General features: G+C 75.4%; 14 protein-coding genes and 1 tRNA gene. 8 read left to right on the top strand and 7 right to left on the bottom strand.

Annotated features, from left to right (window positions below):
• Nucleotides 1-75: 75 nt before the first annotated feature.
• Complete coding sequence (locus VGH76_RS18385; protein ID WP_331558158.1) at nucleotides 76-1,437, bottom strand: UTP--glucose-1-phosphate uridylyltransferase; 1,362 nt, start codon at nucleotides 1,435-1,437, stop codon at nucleotides 76-78.
• Nucleotides 1,438-1,645: 208 nt separating this feature from the next.
• Between VGH76_RS18385 and glp the strand changes: the two genes are divergently transcribed.
• The 4 genes from glp (at nucleotide 1,646) to VGH76_RS18365 (ending at nucleotide 5,102) form a co-directional block, all read left to right on the top strand.
• Nucleotides 1,646-2,878: a gephyrin-like molybdotransferase Glp gene (gene glp, locus VGH76_RS18380; RefSeq protein ID WP_331558157.1), complete on the top strand. Its 1,233-nt coding sequence runs from the start codon at nucleotides 1,646-1,648 to the stop codon at nucleotides 2,876-2,878.
• 16 nt (nucleotides 2,879-2,894) lie between these two features.
• Complete coding sequence (locus VGH76_RS18375) at nucleotides 2,895-3,566, top strand: GNAT family protein (protein WP_331558156.1); 672 nt, start codon at nucleotides 2,895-2,897, stop codon at nucleotides 3,564-3,566.
• 313 nt (nucleotides 3,567-3,879) lie between these two features.
• Entirely contained in the window at nucleotides 3,880-4,899 is a 1,020-nt protein-coding gene (glpR, locus tag VGH76_RS18370) for a gephyrin-like molybdotransferase receptor GlpR (RefSeq protein ID WP_331558155.1), read from the top strand.
• Between the two features lie 130 nt (nucleotides 4,900-5,029).
• Nucleotides 5,030-5,102 (top strand) — tRNA-Ala (locus VGH76_RS18365).
• Nucleotides 5,103-5,152: 50 nt separating this feature from the next.
• Here the strand turns inward: VGH76_RS18365 and VGH76_RS18360 are convergent.
• The gene (locus VGH76_RS18360) at nucleotides 5,153-6,583 is read right to left on the bottom strand and encodes a ferritin-like domain-containing protein (RefSeq protein ID WP_331558154.1); all 1,431 of its coding nucleotides are present in this window, start codon (nucleotides 6,581-6,583) and stop codon (nucleotides 5,153-5,155) included.
• Between the two features lie 295 nt (nucleotides 6,584-6,878).
• On the opposite strand from VGH76_RS18360, the gene VGH76_RS18355 reads away from it, so the two are divergent.
• Entirely contained in the window at nucleotides 6,879-7,160 is a 282-nt protein-coding gene (locus tag VGH76_RS18355; RefSeq protein WP_331558153.1) for a hypothetical protein, read from the top strand.
• 147 nt (nucleotides 7,161-7,307) lie between these two features.
• Here the strand turns inward: VGH76_RS18355 and VGH76_RS18350 are convergent, their stop codons facing one another.
• Nucleotides 7,308-8,900, bottom strand: a complete 1,593-nt coding sequence (locus tag VGH76_RS18350; protein WP_414637755.1) for a dolichyl-phosphate-mannose--protein mannosyltransferase — start codon at nucleotides 8,898-8,900, stop codon at nucleotides 7,308-7,310.
• Nucleotides 8,901-8,977: 77 nt separating this feature from the next.
• Here VGH76_RS18350 and rsmI point away from each other — a divergent pair, with 77 nt between their 5' ends.
• Nucleotides 8,978-9,829: a 16S rRNA (cytidine(1402)-2'-O)-methyltransferase gene (gene rsmI, locus VGH76_RS18345; protein ID WP_331558152.1), complete on the top strand. Its 852-nt coding sequence runs from the start codon at nucleotides 8,978-8,980 to the stop codon at nucleotides 9,827-9,829.
• Between the two features lies 1 nt (nucleotide 9,830).
• Here the strand turns inward: rsmI and VGH76_RS18340 are convergent, their stop codons facing one another.
• The 4 genes from VGH76_RS18340 to VGH76_RS18325 form a co-directional block, all read right to left on the bottom strand.
• Nucleotides 9,831-10,769 (bottom strand): NADP-dependent oxidoreductase, encoded by a 939-nt coding sequence (locus VGH76_RS18340; protein ID WP_331558151.1) that lies wholly within the window; start codon nucleotides 10,767-10,769, stop codon nucleotides 9,831-9,833.
• Between the two features lie 77 nt (nucleotides 10,770-10,846).
• Nucleotides 10,847-11,299, bottom strand: coding sequence for a flavodoxin family protein (locus tag VGH76_RS18335; RefSeq protein WP_331558150.1), 453 nt, complete (start codon nucleotides 11,297-11,299; stop codon nucleotides 10,847-10,849).
• The gene (locus tag VGH76_RS18330; RefSeq protein WP_331558149.1) at nucleotides 11,296-12,126 is read right to left on the bottom strand and encodes a purine-nucleoside phosphorylase; all 831 of its coding nucleotides are present in this window, start codon (nucleotides 12,124-12,126) and stop codon (nucleotides 11,296-11,298) included. The genes VGH76_RS18335 and VGH76_RS18330 overlap by 4 nt, the downstream gene beginning before the upstream one ends.
• Nucleotides 12,127-12,171: 45 nt before the next feature.
• On the bottom strand, nucleotides 12,172-15,201 hold the full coding sequence (locus tag VGH76_RS18325) for a protein kinase domain-containing protein (protein ID WP_331558148.1): 3,030 nt from the start codon (nucleotides 15,199-15,201) through the stop codon (nucleotides 12,172-12,174).
• A 337-nt stretch (nucleotides 15,202-15,538) separates the two neighbouring features.
• Here VGH76_RS18325 and VGH76_RS18320 point away from each other — a divergent pair, with 337 nt between their 5' ends.
• Nucleotides 15,539-16,783 carry an amidohydrolase gene (locus VGH76_RS18320; protein WP_414637754.1) on the top strand — a complete coding sequence of 415 codons (1,245 nt, stop codon included), beginning with the start codon at nucleotides 15,539-15,541 and terminating at the stop codon, nucleotides 16,781-16,783.
• Between the two features lie 82 nt (nucleotides 16,784-16,865).
• The coding region (locus VGH76_RS18315) for a Tex family protein (protein ID WP_331558146.1) at nucleotides 16,866-19,060 on the top strand (2,195 nt) is incomplete at its 3' end.

Genomic DNA, 19,060 nt, shown 5'->3' with positions numbered 1-19,060 from the left:
CATCCCGCATACGAGCGGTCGCTGAAGGCCGCGGCAAGGCGCCCGGCCGGGCGACGAGCACCGCCCGGCCCGACCTCACCCCTCGAGCGTGCCGCCCTCGACCTCGCGCGGCCCCTCCACCGTCACCGACCCGCGCACCGTCACCGGCCCGCTGAACGTCACGTCCCCGCGCACCTCGAGCCGGCGGGCGCCGACCAACGACGGCGCACCGCCGGGAAAGCGGGCCTCGAAGTCGCGGAGCATCCCGAAGTGGGCCTTGTCGAGCGAGACCACCGGCGGGGTGCCGTCGAAGTGCGGCACCATCGCGCCGTCGTCGCGCAGCTCCCAGAGATCCGAGCGCGCCACCAGGAGGTCGTCGGTGGTCTTCACCGGCGCGAACCGGGTGCGAGGCACCTCCAGCGCCCCGGCCCCGTCGATCGTCGACACCGCCGCGCCCATCGCCGTCTCCAGCTGCAGGACCTTCGTCGAGCCCTTGTCCGTGGGGTCGACCGTCTTGCGGTTGACGATCAGCGGGAGCTCCGGCGCCGCCGGGTCGGCCTCCTGCAGCGCGGTGATCGCCTGCAGGTCGAACCAGATGTTGTTGGTGTTGAAGTAGTGCCAGCGGTCGAGGTCGCCGAACGAGGGATCGTCCTCGGGGACCTGGGCGGACTCGCGCAGCACGAGCTTGCCGTCGCGCATCGCGAGGTGCCCGCCCTTGCGGTCGGACTCGGTGCCGCGCACCACCTCGAGCAGGAACGGCACCTCGTGCTCGGCGAGCCAGGCGGCGATCCGCGGGTCGGGCCGCGCGCCGAGGTTGTCGGCGTTGGAGACGAAGCACCAGCGCACGCCCGCCTCGAGCAGCGTCGCCGCGATGCCGCTGGCCGCGAGCGCGGTGTAGATGTCGCCGTGGCCGGGCGGGCACCACTCGAGCTGCGGGTCGGCCGGCCACTCCACTGGTTCGCGGTCGTCGGCGCGCAGCTTGGGCTCGATGCCCTGCAGGAAGTCCAGCGGCAGCGGCTGGTCGTCGAGGCCCTCGTGGGCGCGGAGGCGCTCCAGCGACGGCGGGCGGGTGGTCGGCGAGTCCATGAGCAGCAGCGGGAGCCGCGCGCCGGTGGCCCGGCGCATGGCGAGGGTCTGGATCGCGATGACGTCGAGAAAGCTGTGCCCCGGCTTGATCTCCAGCGTCGACTTCGGCCCGTCGAGGCCCATCGACGTCCCCAGCCCCCCGTTGAGCTTCACGACGGCGAGGCGGTCGAGCACCGACCGCGTGGTCGCCTCGTCGGGCTCGGGGAGGTCGTCGAGGCAGGGGAGCGGCTCGACCGGGGAGAGCTCGTCGCCCGGCAGGGTGCCCGCGCCGGGGTCGGCGAGCTGGGCCAGCCGCCGCCGGAACGCGGCGAGCTCCATCGGGTGCGCGCCCGCCTTCTCCAGCTTGGTGACGGCGAGGTGGTCGGCGCTCACGGATGCCTGGTCGACCATGGTGTTCGGCGCTGCCTTCGCTCGCGGGAGGCCGGGGGCCCGGCCGCGCGGACCGGCCCCGCCCGGCGTCGGGACCCGGGCGAGACTAGTGGAGCCCTCCGACGACGACGGGTGCCCGGGCCCGGTGGCGGGACACACGCCGGGCGCGTCGGTCCCCGGTCCGCACGGCGTGTCGTAGCACGATGAAGCCGTGAGGACCGTGGATGCCCAGCTGCGGCGGGTGCTCGACGCCGCGGTACGACCGGCGCCGGTGCGCGTACCCATCTCCGAGGCGCAAGGGCTGCTCTGCGCCGAGGAGGTGGTGGCCGACCGGGCGCTGCCGGGGTTCGACCAGGCCGCCGTCGACGGGTTCGCGGTGCGCGCGGTCGACGTGCGCGAGGCCGACGCCCAGCCGGTCGAGCTGCCGGTGGTCGGGGAGGTGGCCGCCGGGTCCCGGCAGGCGCACCGCCTGAGCCCGAAGCAGGCCGTGCGCGTGGCCACCGGCGCCCCGCTGCCGACCCTCGCCGACGCCGTCGCCCCGCACGACCACACCGACGACGCCGTGCCCTCCAGCCGAGCCCGCGTCACCGTCAAGGCGCCGGTCCCGTCGGCGGCCTACGTGCGCCGGACCGGGGAGGACGTGGCGCCCGGGGACGTCGCGGTGCGCCGCGGCGCCGTCGTCGGGCCCGCGCAGGTGGGGCTCCTGGCCGCGGTGGGGCGGACGAAGGTGCTGGTGCACCCGAAGCCGCGGGTGTCGGTGATCGCGGTGGGCGACGAGCTGGTCGACGTCGACCGCACCCCCGGCGCCGGGCAGATCGTCGACGTCACCTCCTACGCGCTGGCGGCCGCGGCGCGCGACGCGGGCGCGGAGGTGACGCGCATCGGCATCGTCGGGAGCGACCCGGCCCTGGTGCGCGAGGCGGTGGAGGCACGGCTCGGGCTCGCCGAGGTGGTGCTCGTCGCCGGCGCGGTCGGCGGGGAGCACGGCGAGGCGGTCGCGGCGGCGCTGACCGAGCTCGGCCCGGTGGACACCTCGCGGGTGGCGATGCACCCGGGGTCGGTGCAGTCCTTCGCGCGGCTGGGCACCGACGAGATCCCGACCTTCCTGCTCCCGTCGAACCCGACCTCGGCGCTGATCGTGTTCGAGGTCCTCGTGCGCCCGTTGATCCGGCTCGCGCTGGGCCGCCCGGAGCTGCACCGCCGCGAGGTCACCGCGCGACTGCTCTCGCCGGTCGGCTCCCGGCCCGGGCGCCGAAGCTATGTCCGCGGGCAGCTGCTGCGCGACCGGAACACCGGCGACTACCTGGCCCAGCCCCTCGGCACCGCGGGCTCCCACCTGCTGTCCTCGCTGGCCGAGGCCAACGCGCTGATCGTGATCGACGAGGACGTCACCGAGGCCGGCCTGGACACCGAGGTACGGGTGGCGTTCCTGGCTCCGAGGTAGGTGCTAGAACGTCGGGATGGCCGTGCCGATCTGGGGAGGGGCCCGGCCCACGGGTCGCCACCCCGGCTGGCCGGACCGCCTGCGCTCGCTGCGCACCGCCGCGGGCACGGTGTCGCTGCGGCCGGTCCGGTTCCGCGACGGCCGCGAGTGGTCGCGGCTGCGCCTGCGCGACGAGGCCTACCTCACCCCGTGGGAGCCGATGCCGCCCGGGCGCTGGGCCGACCACAACGCGCTCGTCGAGTGGCCCGGGCGCTGGGGCACATTGCGCGCGATGGGCCGCGCCGGCACGGCCCTCCCCTACGCGCTGACGATCGACGGCCGCTTCAGCGGCCAGGTGGTCGTCGGCAACATCGTGCGCGAGCCGCTGCTGTCGGCCTACGTCGGCTACTGGGTCTCGGCCGAGCACTCCGGCCAGGGAGTCACGACGGCGGCCGTCGCGCTCGCCGTCGACCACTGCTTCTCCCGCGTCGGGCTGCACCGCGTGGAGGCCACCGTCCGCCCGGAGAACGCCGCGAGCCTGCGGGTGCTCGAGAAGCTCGGCTTCCGCGAGGAGGGGCTGCTCAAGCGCTACCTCGAGGTCGACGGCGACTGGCGCGACCACGTCGTCCTCGCGGTCACCGCCGAGGACGTCCTGCCCGACGGTCTCGTCGCCCGCCTGCTGCGCTCCGGGCGCGTCACCCGCTCCTGATCACCCCCCACCGGGCACTCTCGGGGCCGGGTCGAGCCTCGACCCGAGCTTGACCACCCACACGGCCCAACGTCGCCTCTTGACTACCAGCCCATCGAGTGGTTAAGGGGCCGACGGCTGGTCCGGGGTCTCCTCACTGGAGGGTGATGGTCACGGTTCGCGCACGACACGCCGTGTCGGCTACGGGGCGGATGGGACTCGTGTGACTAGCGTGGCGAGTGTCGGTCACGGACCCAGGCGGCCCGGGCCGAGGGGTCGACTCCTCGGGGTCGGCTCCCGTGTCGGGTCTTGTCCGGGTCGGGGAGGGCGGACGATGCCGAGCTCGCTGGTGTTCGCCGCTCTCGTGGTGGCGTGGCTGGCCGTCCTGGTGCCGGTGGTCGCCCGCCGCCGCCAGATGGTGCCGCGGCCGGCGGAGGCGCACCTGAGCTCCCGCGTGCTCGCGCGGCCGGAGCGCCCCGCGGTGAGCGCGGCGGTGACGGTCGCGGTGACCGCGGAGCCCGAGACGGAGACCGCCCCGGAGACCGACCCCGGGGCGGGAGACACCACGGGCAGGACGGGCGCGGACGCGCCGCAGGGCCGCGTGCTCGATCGCCGGCGCCGCGGACCGGTCCGGGACGACGCCGGGGAGGACGAGGGCATGGACGACCACGACGACGAGGGTCGCCTCGCGACCGCCGGGTACGACGACGGGTACGACACGTACCCCGACGAGGCGGGTGCCGACGAGCACCGGCCGCGTTCCTACCGCCCCGGCCGTGGCGGGTTCGACGCCGACGCCGCGGCAGCCGCGGCGCACGCCCGCTACGCCTTCCGACAGCGCGTGGCCGTGGGCCTCATCGCGGTCGCGGTGCTCGCGATGCTCGCGGCGCTGGTGGTGAGCCCGGTGCTGTGGTGGCTCCACGTGGCCACCGACGTCGGGCTGGTCGGCTACCTGTTCTTCCTGCGCCGCCAGACGCGCATCGAGGACGAGGTCCGCCGTCGTCGCCTCGCCCGTCTCACCGGCGAGCGCCGCGCCCTCGAGGCCCGCCGCGAGCGCCAGGTCGAGCACGAGGCCCGCCTCGCCGACGCGGTGGCGTGGGGCTCGGCCGACGACCTCGACGACCGGTACGGCGACACCGGCCACGACGACCACGACGCCGGGTACGACGACGACGTCGACGAGGAGCCCGACGACGACCTCGACGTGCCCGCGCCGCGCTGGATCGCCCCGCGCACCCCGGCCCCGGCGGTGCCCGACGGCATGGAACTGGTCGCCGACACCGACGAGGACCCCGACTTCCACGACCTGTCCGACTCCCGCATCCCGGCCTACCGCCGCGTGGCCGCGGGCTGACACGCATCCCCCACCCGCCCGGGCCCGCTGCCGGGTGGCCGTCCACGGAACCTGCCTCCCCCGACGGGTTCCGTGGGCGACCACCCGGGGGCGGGCCCGGTGCGTGTGGTTGCTAGAGTTGACGATCGTTGGGGCTGTGGCGCAGTTGGTAGCGCGACTCGTTCGCATCGAGTAGGTCAGGGGTTCGATTCCCCTCAGCTCCACTCCCGATCTCCACGACCCCCGTCGGCTCCCGCGGCGGGGGTCGTCATCGTCAGGTCGCCGCCAGCTGGGCGGTGACGAACGGCCGGGCGGCGGCGTCGGAGGACTCGAGGGCGTCGAGGACGTCGTGCGTCCCCTCGGCGGCCCGGATGGCCGCGATGAGCTCGGCGGAGCTGTCGAGCAGCGACAGGTGCAGCCGCCAGACGGCGTGCTCGGTGTCGGCGAGGGCGAGCGTCGCCGGCATCTCGAACGGCGGACCGGCGACGGCGGGGTCGTCGGGCCCGGGCTGGTCCTTGCAGGGGCGCTCGGTGAGCACGTTCCCGACGCCGGCGAGACCGACCGTCATCTCGTCGAAGGTCCAGTCCTTGAGGGTGCCGCGGATGGTGCGCGTGCCCTGGGGGTCGTCGTGGGGTCCGTCCAGTCGCAGGGCGTGGCCGAGATCGGTGAGCAGCATCCGGTAGCGCAGGTCGAACAGCTGGGCCCAGAGCCTCGTCGTGGGGGCGGTGATGCGGCCGCGCTCGAGCTCGGCGTCCCCGGCGGGCGTCGCGAGGGTGGTGGGGTTGACCGGCACCGACCGCGTGGGGATCCAGTCCGGACCGACGACGCCGTCGTTCGCGGGGAACTCCCGGAAGATCGTCAGGAACCGGGCGAAGTGCGACCGGTCCGGCGGCGTCGTCGTCCCCGACCCCTCACCTTCCTGCCCGATGTCGGTGATCGCCGCGACGGCGTCGGCGCGGTCGGTGACGAGCCGGGCGATGATGCCGAAGAAGTTCGACCAGTCCTCGGGCGCCTGATGGGAGACGCTGCCGGGCCGCAGGTCGGCGTCGGTGAGTTTGGTCGGGTCGTCGAGGACGTCGACGAGCGCGTCGAACAGCGCGCCGACCCGGTTCACCGGCACGCCGTCGGTGGCGCTCTCGGCAAGCGCGAGGATCTCCGCCAGCTCGTCGGCCGGCAGTTCGGCCGGATCGGGTGCGGCCGGCATCTCGGCGGCGACGTACTTCGCGAGCGAGACCCGGCTGAGCGGCTCGAGCTCGAAGGCGAAGGGGTACAGGCCGGTGCGGAACGGCAGGTCCTCACGGTCGAGGTTGACGGGCCCGTCGACGAAGCGCAGAACATTCTGCTCGGTCAGTAGGTGCCCCATCTCCTCGCGGGCGATCCCGATGATCGTGTTGCGCCAGCGGCGGGTGATCGACGTGGCGTTCGCGGGCACGTTCGCCCCGAGGAAGCCCGCGTCGGCCAGCGAGTACGCGGCGTAGAGGTACTGGACCAGCAGCGCGTGCTCGATCTCGGTGGCGGTGTGGAGCAGGAAGACCGTCCAGTCCCACCAGGAGAGCTCGAGCGGCTTGACGAGGGCCGACGGCGTCGTGCCCGTCGCCACGGCGGCGTCGAGGTCGAGCAGCCGCCGACGTCGACGACGGGGCGCCTCGGCCCGGCTCGGCCCGGGAGCCCCGGCGGGGGAGGTGCGGACGGCGTCGGTCGTCATGGTCGGTCTCCGGGTGTGGTGGTGGTGACGGGCCCCGGCCGGACCTGGTCGACCCGGGCGCTGGTCGCGTGGTGGGCACGCTGGTCCCGGCCCCCGAGGTCCAGTGCAGCGCGTCGCGCCCGCCGCTGCCCATACGCAGAAATGCGACGTATCGGCGCGCGGGTCGGGGTGATCGGCGCCACACTGGCGGGGTCGTCGTGGCCCTCGACGCGGGCGGGCGGCGTTCGGGCTGTGGGAGTCCGACGAGCCCGGGTCGGGGCTGCCATGGGTGGAGGCGGCGTCGGCCGATCCGGGGGTGACCAGGACGTTCTACGGCGCCGTCCTCGACCACGTCCACGAGCCCACCGACGAGCCCGGCACGACGACGCTGCACCGCGACGGCCCGGCCATGGGCGCGGTGGTCGGCGCCGGCGACGCGCTGCCCCACTGGCTGGTCCACTTCGCCGTCGACGACCTGGACGGGGCGGTCGCAGCCGTCCCGACGGTGGGTGGGGAGGTCCTGCTGGGCCCGGACGAGGCGGCGGGCCGTGCTCGCGGACCCGTCGGGGGCGCGTTCGCGGTGATCAGCCGGCGGTGATCGGGGTTCCGGCGAGGGGCGCCCTTCGTCGGTCTATCCGAGCGAAGGTGCCCTTCGCTCGGATCGGGGGTGCGCACCCCGTTCCGGCGAGGGGCGCCCACGGCCGATCTATTCGACCGAAGGTGCCCTTCGCTCAACCCACCGAGGTCAGCGCCAGGACGGCAGCCAGAGCTCGGCGTTCCACCGCGCGGCGGTGATCGAGGCGCCGACGAGGATCGGCCACAGCCACGCGAAGTTCGCCACGACGAGCCCGACGTAGAGCGCGACCACCATCCGGCCCGTCGAGCGTCGTTCCGGTCCGGCCGTCCTCCGCCCGAGGATCTCCCCGAGCACGAGGACGACGGCGAGCACCATGAACGGGATCACCGGCGTCATGTAGAAGAAGTACATCTGCCGGTCGATGTCGGTGAACCACGGCAGGATCCCGGCGCCGTAGCCGACGAGGACGGCGGCGTAGCGCCAGTCGCGCTTCGTGATCCAGCGCCAGACGCCCCAGCCGAGCACCGGGAACGCGGTCCACCACAGCGCGGGCGTACCGATCGCCATCACCGCGCCGACGCAGTCGTTCCCCCCGCAGCCGGTCGCCCCCGCCCCTGACTCGTAGTAGTAGAGCATCGGGCGCAGCCCCATCGGCCACGTCCAGGGCTTGGACTCCCACGGGTGCGGGTTGCCGCGCGGGGTGAACAGCGTGGCGTGGAACTGCAGCACCTTCGCCTGGAAATAGGCCATGCCGCGGATCCAGTCCGGGAGCCAGTCGGGCAGCAGCGCGACGAGGGCCACCGAGTCGCCCTTGCCGTCGGCGACGTGGCGATCGGTGCCGGTCTCGGAGGCGATCCAGGGCAGCCAGCTGGCGAGGTAGACCAGCATCGGGATGACGAAGAAGGCCCACACCAGCGGCGCGACGTCGCGCACCAGGGTCCCGACCCACGGGCGCGCGACCCCCGCCGCGCGCCGGGCGGCCACGTCGAACCCGATCGCCAGCGCGCCGAAGAAGAGGATGTAGTAGAGCCCGGACCACTTGCTGGCCAGCGATGCCCCGATGCACAGCCCGGCGGCGAACCGCCACCAGCGCACCCCGAGCCGCGGCCCGAACGGCGAGGCGAGGATCCGGCCCTCGGCGACGACGACCGCCATCCGCCCCCGGACGTCGTCGCGGTCGGCGAGGATCGCGGCGAACGCGCCGAGGACGAACAGCGTCGGGTAGATGTCGATCATCCCGACGCGGCTGGAGACCTGGGAGAGCCCGTCGCAGGTCAGGAGGATCCCGGCCAGGGCGCCGAGCAGCGTCGAGCGGGTGAGCCGGCGGCCGATGCGGATGACCAGCAGCACGCACAGGGTCCCGACGACGGCGGAGACCACCCGCCAGCCGACCGGGTCGTACCCGAACACCCACTGGCCCAGCGCCATCATCTGCTTCGACAGCGGCGGGTGGACGACGAGCTCGTAGCCCGGGTTGTCCTCGTACCCGCCGTTGCGCAGGGCCTGCCACGTCTGCGGCACGTAGTGCTTCTCGTCGAACACCGGCGTGCCGTTGTCGGTGGGCCAGCCGAGGTCCCACAGCCGCACGACCCCGGCGATCAGCGTGAGGACGATCGTGACGACCCAGCCCCGGAGCCGGTCGGTCGGCATCGGGCGCCCGAGCAGGCTCTCCACTCCCCGCGGCCCGGGGGCGAGCACCCCGCGCGGGTCCGGGGCGGTCGGCGCCGCCGCGGGCCGCTCCAGGGTGCTGCCAGCCGTCACGGGCGACGATCGTACGGGCCGGAGTGTCCCCGCCGGCCGGTGCTGCCGCCGCCCCGCCTGATCTAGGGTCGGCGTCCGTGTCCGGGGACGTCGGTTCTGGGGGGGTCCTGCTGCTGGCGGCGACCCCCCTCGGCGACCCCGAGGACGCCTCGGCCCGCCTGCGGAACGCGCTGGCCACCGCCCACGTCGTCGCCGCCGAGGACACCCGCCGTCTCGCGCGCCTGGCCGCGGCGCTCGGCGTCGTCGTCGGGGGCACCGTCGTGAGCTTCTACGAGGACGTCGAGCGGGCACGGATCCCGCGACTGGTCGACGAGGTCCGGGGCGGTGCGACGGTGCTGGTGGTCACCGACGCCGGGATGCCCGCGGTGTCCGACCCCGGGTACCGGCTGGTCGCGGCCTGCGTCGCCGAGGGGCTGAGGGTCCGCTGCCTGCCGGGTCCGTCGGCGGTGCTGGCGGCGCTGGCCGTGTCGGGGCTTCCCACCGACCGGTTCTGCTTCGAGGGGTTCGCGCCGCGGGCGGACGGCAAGCGGCGTTCCTGGCTGACCACGCTGGCCACCGAGGAGCGCACGACGATCTTCTTCGAGTCGCCCCGCCGGCTCGCGTCGCTGCTGGCGGTGGCCGTCGAGGTGCTCGGCGCCGGGCGCCCGGGGGCGGTGTGCCGGGAGCTGACCAAGACCCACGAGGAGGTCGTCCGCGGTTCCCTCGGCGAGCTGGCCGCGTGGGCGGGGGAGCGCGACGTGCGCGGCGAGGTGACCGTCGTGCTCGGCGGCGCCGTCCTCACCGCCCCGGAGCCCGACGAGCTCGCCGACGAGGTGCTCGCGCTCGTCGCCGGCGGGCAGCGTCTCAAGGACGCCGCCCGCCGAGTCGCGACGGAGCGCGGGGTCTCGACGAAGGCCCTCTACGAGGCCGCGCTGCGGGCGCGGCAGTGACTCACGGCGTGATAACGAGCTTCCCGCTCACCGCGCCGGTGCGGTTGTCCTCCTGGGCCTTCCCGGCCTGCTCGAGCGGATAGACCGTGACCCCCGGCGCCCGGTACTGCCCCGAGGCCACCCCGCCCACGAAGTCGGCGAGCGCCCCCTCGACCTCCTCGGACGCGGCGCCCGCGCCGCCGGTGAACTTCACGTCGTACTTCGCGGCGTCGGGGTCGGCGATCGTGATCACGCGATCGGCCGAGCCGGTGAGTGCGACGAGGTCGCCCAGCGCTCCCTTGCCCGCGGTGTCGAACGCGGCGTCGACGTGGTCGGTGATCGTCCTGACGCGGTCGGCCAGGCCCTCGCCGTAGACCACCGGGGTGGCGCCGAGAGCCTCGACGTCGTCCTGGTGGCGCTCGCTCGCGGTGCCGATGACGGTGACGCCCCGGGCGACGGCGACCTGCGTGGCGACGACCCCGACGCCGCCCGACGCCCCGTTCACGACCAGCACCTTGCCCGCGGTGTCGTCACCCTCGCCGAGCCCGAGCAGAGCGAGCCCGCGGTACGCGGTCGTCGTGACGACCGGCAGCGCCCCGGCGACCTCCCACGACAGCCCACCCGGCCTCGGGGCCAGCGCGGACGTGTCGGCGAGCGCCTTCTCCGCGTAGGCCCCGCCCTTCGCGTGGCCGAGCACCTCGTCGCCGACGCCGAACGCCGTCACTCCCTCCCCGACCGCCTCGACCGTGCCCGCCAGGTCCACCCCGGCGATCACCGGCCGGTCGGGCGCGTCGGAGGACGCCATCCCGCCGGAGCGCAGCTTCCAGTCGATCGGGTTGACCGACGCGGCGCGCACGGCCAGGCGCACCTGGCCCGGGCCCGGCTGCGGGTCCTCGCGCTCCACGATCTCCAGCACTTCCGGCCCGCCGTAGCGGGCGTACTGCACGGCTCGCGATGTCATGCCTGCGCCAACACCGCGGGGCCGTCAGGCCTTCCGGCCATGTGAACGGATTCGGTCGTCGGGACGACCACATTCATTCACATGGCCCGGAGGGCCACCGTCGCCCCGAGCTCCCAGGCGGCCTCGCGTTCCGGGGTCCCGACGGTGCCGGTGGTCTCGACGACAGCGGCCGCCTGCTCCCACCCCAGCGCACCGGTGATCCGCAGGACGTCCCGGACCGCACCGGCGACGTCGTCGCCACCGTGCACGTACAGCCCGAACGGCAGGGAGCGGGTGTCCTGCAGGCACGGGTAGTAGATCTGGTCGAAGAAGTGCTTGAGGGCGCCGGACATCGTTCCGATGTTCGCGGGCGTCCCGAGCACCACCGCGTCGGCGGCGAGCACGTCGGCCGGACCCGCCGCCAGCGCGGGCCTCGTCGTCACCTCGACCGGCTCGGGCAGTTCGTCGGTGCCGGCGCCCTCCAGGACCGCCTCGAGCAGCGTCTGGCACGACGGCGACGGGGTGTGGTGCACGACGAGCAGCCCGCTCATGCCGACACCGCCGCCGTCACGAGCCCGCGCAGCAACTCCCCGGTCCGAGCGGCGGCGGCGTGGACGACGTCGAGGACGGCGAGGTGGTCGAGGGGTTGGTCGGTGGTGCCCGCCGCCGGGTTGCTGACCAGCGCGATCCCCGCGACGCGCGCCCCGGCCGCCCGGGCGGCGATCGTCTCCAGCACCGTCGACATCCCGACGAGGTCCGCGCCCAGCGTGCGCAGCATCCGGATCTCCGCCGGCGTCTCGAAGTGCGGGCCGGGGAGGCCGGCGTACACGCCCTCGACGAGGGTCGGGTCGAGGCGGCGGGCGGCCGCGCGCAATGCCGGGTCGTAGGCGTCGGTGAGGTCCACGAATGCGGGCCCGACGAGCGGCGAGCGTCCGGTGAGGTTGAGGTGGTCGCTGATGAGCACCGGCTGGCCGACGGCGTAGGTGGGGTCGATGCCGCCCGCGGCGTTGGTGAGCACGACGGTGCCCGCGCCGGCCGCCGTCGCGGTGCGGACGGCGTGCACGGCCTGCGCCTCGCCGTGGCCCTCGTAGAGGTGGGTGCGTCCCAGCAGCACGAGGACGCGGTGGCCGGCGACGGTGAGTGACCGGGCCGTGCCGCGGTGGTCCGGCGCACCCGGCGGGGTGAAGCCCGGCAGCTCCGCCACCGGCACCTCGGCCTCGGCCGGGCCGAGCCCGTCGGCCGCCGGCGCCCAGCCCGAGCCGAGGACGACGGCGACGTCGTGGCGCTCGACCCCGGTCCGACGGGCCAGCTCGGCGGCGGCGGCGCGGGCGGTGCCCTCGGGGTCGGTGCGGGGACTCGAGGAGGGTGCGGCGCTCATCGGGGGTGGACCCTAGAGCGCGGACGTCCACCTCGGCGCGACCAGCTAGACCGGCGGGGTGAAGCTGTCCGCGATCACCGCGAACTGCTGGGGCGCCGCCCCGGGCGATGTGCTCGGCGCGGTCATCCGGATCACCCAGAGGTCCGCCCCGGACGGGATGAGCCGGGTCCACGTGGTGCGGTCGTCGGTGGTGCCGCTGCGCGCGCGGTAGACCGTCTGCTGCACCGGCTCGGCGGCGCCGGGACGGGCCGGGGCCACCACGGTGAGCGGCTCCACGCGGACCGCGTCCGCCCCGGTCCGCGAGGGCTGGGCGAGCAGCGCGGCGTACCCGGCCGCGTGCTGGGCGGGGTAGAAGTTGACGAGCCGGTCGATCCGCAGCTCGCGGTCGGCGTCGTCGGACACGTAGCGCACGACGATGTCCCCGCCGGGCTGCTGCAGTCGGAACTGCTGCCACGTGCTGGGCACCAGCGCCGTGAACCCCATCCCGGTGCCGCTGTAGCGGGCGTTGTCGTCGCTGTGGGAGACCATCCGCTCGCCGTCCACCACGGGGCCCTCCGGCGCGAGCGACACCGAGAACGCCGGCTGGCCGCCGATGAGCCGCGCCGCCACGTAGCCGCCGACCAGCCCCGCGAGGGCGAGCACGACGACGAGCACGACGATCCCGATCCGGCGTGTCCGGCTCGGCGCCGGGCCCGGGCGGCGGGCCGTGGCGAACGGCAGCGGTCCGGGATCGGCCGCCAGGGCCTGGGGCGCCCCCTGCCGCATCGGCGCCGACATCGGCGCGCGCGGCGGTCGCTGGTAGGGCTGCGACCACGCGCCGGGCGTCGAGGGTCCGGGCCGCGGGCCCGGTCGGGCGCTCTCGGGCAGGCGGGGCGTGAGCATCGTCGTCTCGGCCGCGCCCGGCTCCGGGACGGCGTTCCCGGACGACGGGGTGGGGGTGCGGGAGAACCCCGACGACGGCGTGGAGGTGCGGGGGGTGCCCGACGACGGCGTCGCGGGGCGCCCGGTGCCCGACGACCCGAGACCTGACGACGGCGGATTGGGCGGCGTGCTGGTGGGGGGGCCGGTCGGGGTGTCGTTGCCGGTCGGGGTGTCGTTGCCGGTCGGGGTGTCGTCGTCGCCCGACGCGTCGCCGGGGTCCTCGTCCCCAGCCGGGTCGCCCGCCCCGTCGGGAACGGTCCGGTCGGACCGGATGGGGTCGGCCGGGCCGCCCTCGCGTTCCCCGGACTCCTCGGCGGCGTCCTCGTCGGTGCGCGCTCCCGCGCCGGCCACGTTCGTCGGAGAGCCCTCGGCGGCCGGCTCCTCGGCCGGGTCCTCGGCGGCCGACGCGCCGGTCACGGTCCGCCCGGCACCGCCGTCGCGTCCGGTGGCGTCCGCCTCATCGGCCGTGTGGGTTCCGGTGCTGTCGCTTCCGGTGCTGTCGGACTCGGTCCTGTCGGACTCGGTCCTGTCGGAGGCGGTGCCCCCGCGGGCCGCCGCGGCCCCCGCGGCGAGGGCCGCGCCCGCGACGGCCGCCCCGGCCGCCCCGGCCACCACGCCGTCGCCGGCGTCCTCGTCGGTCTCCGCGCCGTCGGTCGTCGGGGTCGGAGCCGACGACCCGGCCTCGTCCGGGGCACTCCCGTCCGCCTCGACCGCAGTGCTCGCCGCCCCGCCGGTCCCCGGGCCGTCCGTGTCCTCGCTCGCCGCCGTGGCGCTCCCCGCGCCCGTCTCCGCGGCCGGGGTCGCCGCGGCGACGTCGGCGCTCTCCTCGTCCTCGGGCCCGGCGGCCACCGAGCCGTCGCTGCCCGCCGAGTCGGGAGCGGCCTCGGCGTCACCGTCCGGCGCCGCCGGCGCCACCGTGCTCCTCGGCCCCGACGCGTCGTCGTCGGGTGTCGTGCCGGGCCCGGCCGCACCCGCCGTCGTCGTCGGGCTGGACGCCTCGCGCTCGCCCGCGCCGCCGGCCTGCGCCGGCGCCGCCGCGTCCCCGCTCTCCGGGGTGGGCGGCGTCGCGGGGTCGTCGGGCGGCGCGCTGGTGAGCGGCGCGGTGCGGGCCGCGGGCGGCGTCGGCGACGGACGGCGCGGCGCCGGGCTCGGGGCGCTGGACGTGCTCGACGGGCCGGCCGGCTGGGCGCCCTCGACGAGGGTCCCGCTGCGACCCTGCGCCGGGATCAGCCCGGAGCGGGCGTCGCCGGCGGGCGGGTCGGACGGGGTCTGGGGGAGGCGGAACTCCGTCGTCGCGGGGGACGGCGGCGTGGAGAGCATCGGGCCCTCCGGGTCGGCCATGAGCGGGCGCAGCCGGCGCCGCACCGCGGGCAGCGGCATCCGCAGGCCCGGGTCCTTGACCATGAGCCCACGCACGACGTCGACCACCGGGCCGTGCCCCTTCGGCCGCGGGATCTCGCCGTGGACCACGGCGGACACCGTCGAGACCGGGTCGCCCGCGTCGTAGGGCGGGCGGCCCTCGAGGCAGGCGAACAGCGTCGCGCCGAGGCCCCACAGGTCGGCGGGTGGTCCGACCGCCCGGCCCATCGCCACCTCGGGCGCGATGTAGGGCGGCGAGCCCAGGACCGTCCCGGTCTGGGTCATCGAGGACTCGGCGGCGTTGCGGGCGATGCCGAAGTCGGTGAGCTTGATCTGCCCGTCGGTGCCGATGAGGACGTTGCCGGGCTTGACGTCGCGGTGGGTGATCCCGGCGCGGTGGGCGGTCATCAGCGCCGAGGCGACCGCCGAGCCGATCTCCGCGGTCTCGGCCTGGGACAGGGTGCCGCGTTCGGCGATGTAGGAGGCGAGGCTGCGCGAGGGCAGCAGCTCCATGACGACGTACGGCTCGGAGTCCACCTCGACGACGTCGTAGAGCGTGACGACGTTGGGGTGGCTGAGCATCGCGGTCGCGCGGGCCTCGCGCAGGGTCCGCTCGCGCACGATCGCCCGCTCGGAGACCGGCACCAGCGAGAGCCGCACCTCCTTGACCGCCACGGGACGGTGCAGGACCTCGTCGTACGCCGACCACACCGTGCCCATCGCGCCCCGCCCGAGCTCGGCGTCCAGGCGGTAGCGCCCGACCAGGCGGCGCGTCTCGGCGGGGCGGGGACTCACGCCCCCATGATGGCGTCCCGGGCACCGGTGACCGTCGCCCCACCCGTCCGGCCGCGCCCACCGGCGAACGGTCGTGGGCAACCGGATCGCGCCGTTCGTCACGGGTTGTGCGACCGCTCGTCGGGCGACGACCGGTGTTTCCGGCCCGCTGATCCGGTGACCTGCACGAATCCGCCGCTCGTCTTGTCGGCGTCCGGACCGTTCCGCCACTGACAGCATCGTCCTGACCCCTCGGCGCCATCGGTCCCGGACGTTCCCGGAGCCACGTCGTCGGCAGGCATCCTGGGGACACCAGCCTGCCGGACGCACCCGTTCGGCGGCGCGAGGAGGTGGAACGGTGACGCTGCTGCAGACCCGCCCGGACGATCCGAGCACCGCACGGGCGAACGCCGGTGTAGCGGACCTCGGGATCGGCACCGGGCCGCAGTGGCTCGACGCCTGGCTCGCCGAGCACACGGCCGACGTCGTCGCCTGGCGCCGCGCCATCCACGCCCACCCGGAGCTCGCGCGCTCCGAGCAGGTCACCACCGCCCTGTGCGCCCGCGTGCTGGAGTCGGCCGGCCTGCAGCCGCGACTCCTCCCGGGCACCGGGCTGATCTGCGACATCGGGACCGGGCCGCGCACCGTGGCCCTGCGCGCCGACATGGACGCGCTGCCGCTGCACGAGCACGCCGACGTGCCGTGGGCCTCGCAGGTGCCCGGCGTCGCGCACATGTGCGGGCACGACGCGCACACCGCAGTGCTGCTCGGCGCGGGTCTCGCGCTCGCGTCGGTCGCCGACCACCTGCCCGGGCGCGTGCGGCTGGTGTTCCAGCCCGCCGAGGAGGTCCAGCCCGGCGGCGCGCTCGACGTCATCGCCGCCGACGGCCTCGCGGACGTCGACCGCATCTTCGCGCTGCACTGCGACCCGCGGCTCGAGGTGGGCCACGTCGGGACACGCGTCGGGCCGATCACCTCGGCCTGCGACATGCTCGAGCTGCGCCTCACCTCGCCGGGGGGGCACACCTCCCGGCCGCACCTGACGGCCGACCTCGTGCACGCGCTGGGCACCGTCATTACCGGGCTGCCGGACCTGCTCTCGCGCCGGGTCGACCCGCGCTCGGGCACCGTGCTGGTGTGGGGGCAGGTCGAGGCCGGGCACGCGGCCAACGCCGTGCCGGAGATCGGGACCCTCTCGGGGACGCTGCGCACCGCGCAGCACGCCACGTGGAACGAGCTCGAGCCGCTGGTGCGCCAGCTCGTGACCGCCCTGCTCGCGCCCACCGGGGTCGGCTACGTGCTCGAGCACCGTCGCGGGGTCCCGCCGGTCGTCAACGACGCGGTGTCGGCCGACCTGCTGGCACGGGCCGCGGAGCGCGCGGCCGGTCCGGGGGCGGCGGTCGACACCGAGCAGTCCTCCGGCGGCGAGGACTTCGGGTGGTACCTGGAGCACGTCCCCGGCGCGATGGGCCGGCTCGGCGTGTGGTCCGGGGAGGGGCCGCAGTCCGACATCCACCAGCCCACGTTCGCGCTCGACGAGCGGGCGCTCCCGGTGGGCGTGCGGACGATGGTGCAGGCGGCGCTGCTCTCGCTGGAGGGCTGAGCCCGGTCTGGCACACCGGCTTCCCGACGACGGGTGCCGGGGTCGGCCCAGGCTGTCGGTGGGGTGTTGCACGATGGCTCCCGTGACCGCGACTGCTGCTGCGACTCCCACCGAGCTGCCGCCCGTCCAGCGCCGCCTCGCCACCGAGCTGGAGGTCGGCGAGGGCCAGGTGCGCGCCGCCATCGAGCTGCTCGACGGCGGCGCGACGGTGCCGTTCGTCGCGCGCTACCGCAAGGAGGCCACCGGCGGGCTGGACGACGCGCAGCTGCGCACCCTCGACGAGCGCCTCGGGTATCTGCGCGAGCTCGAGGAGCGGCGCGCCTCGGTGCTGGGGTCGGTCCGGGAGCAGGGCAAGCTCACCGACGAGCTGCACGCGCAGATCCTCGGCGCGGAGACCAAGAGCCGCCTCGAGGACGTCTACCTGCCCTACAAGCCCAAGCGGCGCACCAAGGCGATGATCGCCCGCGAGGCCGGCCTGGAGCCGCTCGCCGACGGCCTGCTGGGCGACCCCTCGGTCGAGCCCCGAGCGGCGGCCGCCGCGTTCGTCGACGCGGAGAAGGGCGTGGCCGACGCCGACGCCGCGCTCGAGGGCGCCCGCGCGATCCTCGTCGAGCGCCTCGCGGAGGACGCCGACCTGGTCGGGGAGCTCCGCGAACGGATGTGGACCCGCGGCCGCGTCGTCGCCGTGGCGCGCGAGGGCAAGGCCGAGGACCCGTCGGCGGCCAAGTTCTCCGACTACTTCGCGTTCGACGAGCCGTTCACCCGGCTCCCCTCGCACCGGATCCTCGCGCTGCTGCGCGGGGAGTCCGAGGAGGTCCTGGCGCTCACGTTCGACCCCTGCTCCGCCGACGACGACGGCGACACCTCGGCCTATGAGGCCCGCATCGCCGCGGCCGCCGGCATCGCCGATCGCGGGCGTCCCGCCGACTCCTGGCTGCTCGGCGTCGCCCGGTGGGCCTGGCGCACCCGCATCTCGTCGCGGCTCGTGGTCGACCTGCGGGTGCGGCTGCGCGAGGTGGCCGAGGAGGGCGCCGTCGGGGTGTTCGCCGGCAACCTGCGCGACCTCCTCCTCGCCGCCCCGGCCGGCGCCCGCCCGACGATGGGCCTCGACCCCGGCCTGCGCACCGGGGTGAAGGTCGCGGTCGTCGACGGCACCGGCAAGGTCGTCGCGCACGACACCATCTATCCGCATGTGCCGCGCAACCAGTGGGAGCAGTCGCTGGCCACCCTCGCGCGGCTCGCGCAGCAGCACGGCGTCGAGCTGGTCGCGATCGGCAACGGCACCGCCTCCCGCGAGACCCACAAGCTGGCCCAGGAGCTCGCCCGCAACGTCCCCGGGCTCACCCCGGCGATGGTCTCCGAGGCCGGCGCGTCGGTGTACTCGGCGTCGGAGGAAGCCTCGAAGGAGCTGCCGGAGCTCGACGTCTCGATCCGCGGCGCGGTCTCCATCGCCCGCCGGCTCCAGGACCCGCTCGCGGAGCTGGTGAAGATCGACCCGAAGTCGATCGGCGTCGGGCAGTACCAGCACGACGTCTCCGCGACGCTGCTGTCGCGCTCGCTGGACGGCGTGGTGGAGGACTGCGTGAACGCCGTCGGCGTCGACGTCAACACCGCCTCGGCGCCCCTCCTGCGCCGCGTCTCGGGCATCTCCTCCGGGTTGGCGACGACGATCGTCGGGTTCCGCGACGAGCACGGGCCGTTCGGCTCACGGAAGGCCCTGACCAAGGTGCCGCGGCTGGGGGCGAAGGCGTTCGAGCAGTGCGCGGGCTTCCTCCGCATCCCCGACGCCACCGACCCGCTCGACCGCTCCGGCGTCCACCCCGAGGCCTACCCGGTGGTGCGGCGCATCGTGGAGCAGACCGGGACCGACGTGGCGTCGCTGGTCGGCAACTCCGCGCTGCTCGGGCGCCTCGACCCGCGCGCGTTCACCGACGAGACCTTCGGCGTCCCGACGGTCACCGACATCATCGCCGAGCTCGACAAGCCGGGCCGCGACCCGCGCCCGGCGTTCGAGACGGCGACCTTCGCCGAGGGCGTCGAGCAGATCACCGATCTCGCGCCCGGGATGGTGCTCGAGGGCGTCGTCACCAACGTCGCCGCGTTCGGGGCGTTCGTCGACGTCGGGGTGCACCAGGACGGTCTCGTCCACATCTCGGCGATGTCGAAGGAGTTCGTGTCCGACCCACGGGCCGTCGTCGGGCCGGGGGACGTGGTGCGGGTGAAGGTCCTCGACGTCGACGTCCCCCGCAAGCGGATCTCGCTGACGCTGCGGCTCGA

It is taken from the genome of Actinomycetospora sp. (assembly GCF_036497585.1).
GTDB lineage: Bacteria > Actinomycetota > Actinomycetes > Mycobacteriales > Pseudonocardiaceae > Actinomycetospora.
Note: the sequence above shows the minus strand (reverse complement) of the source record. Positions and strands in the feature narration are given on the sequence as shown.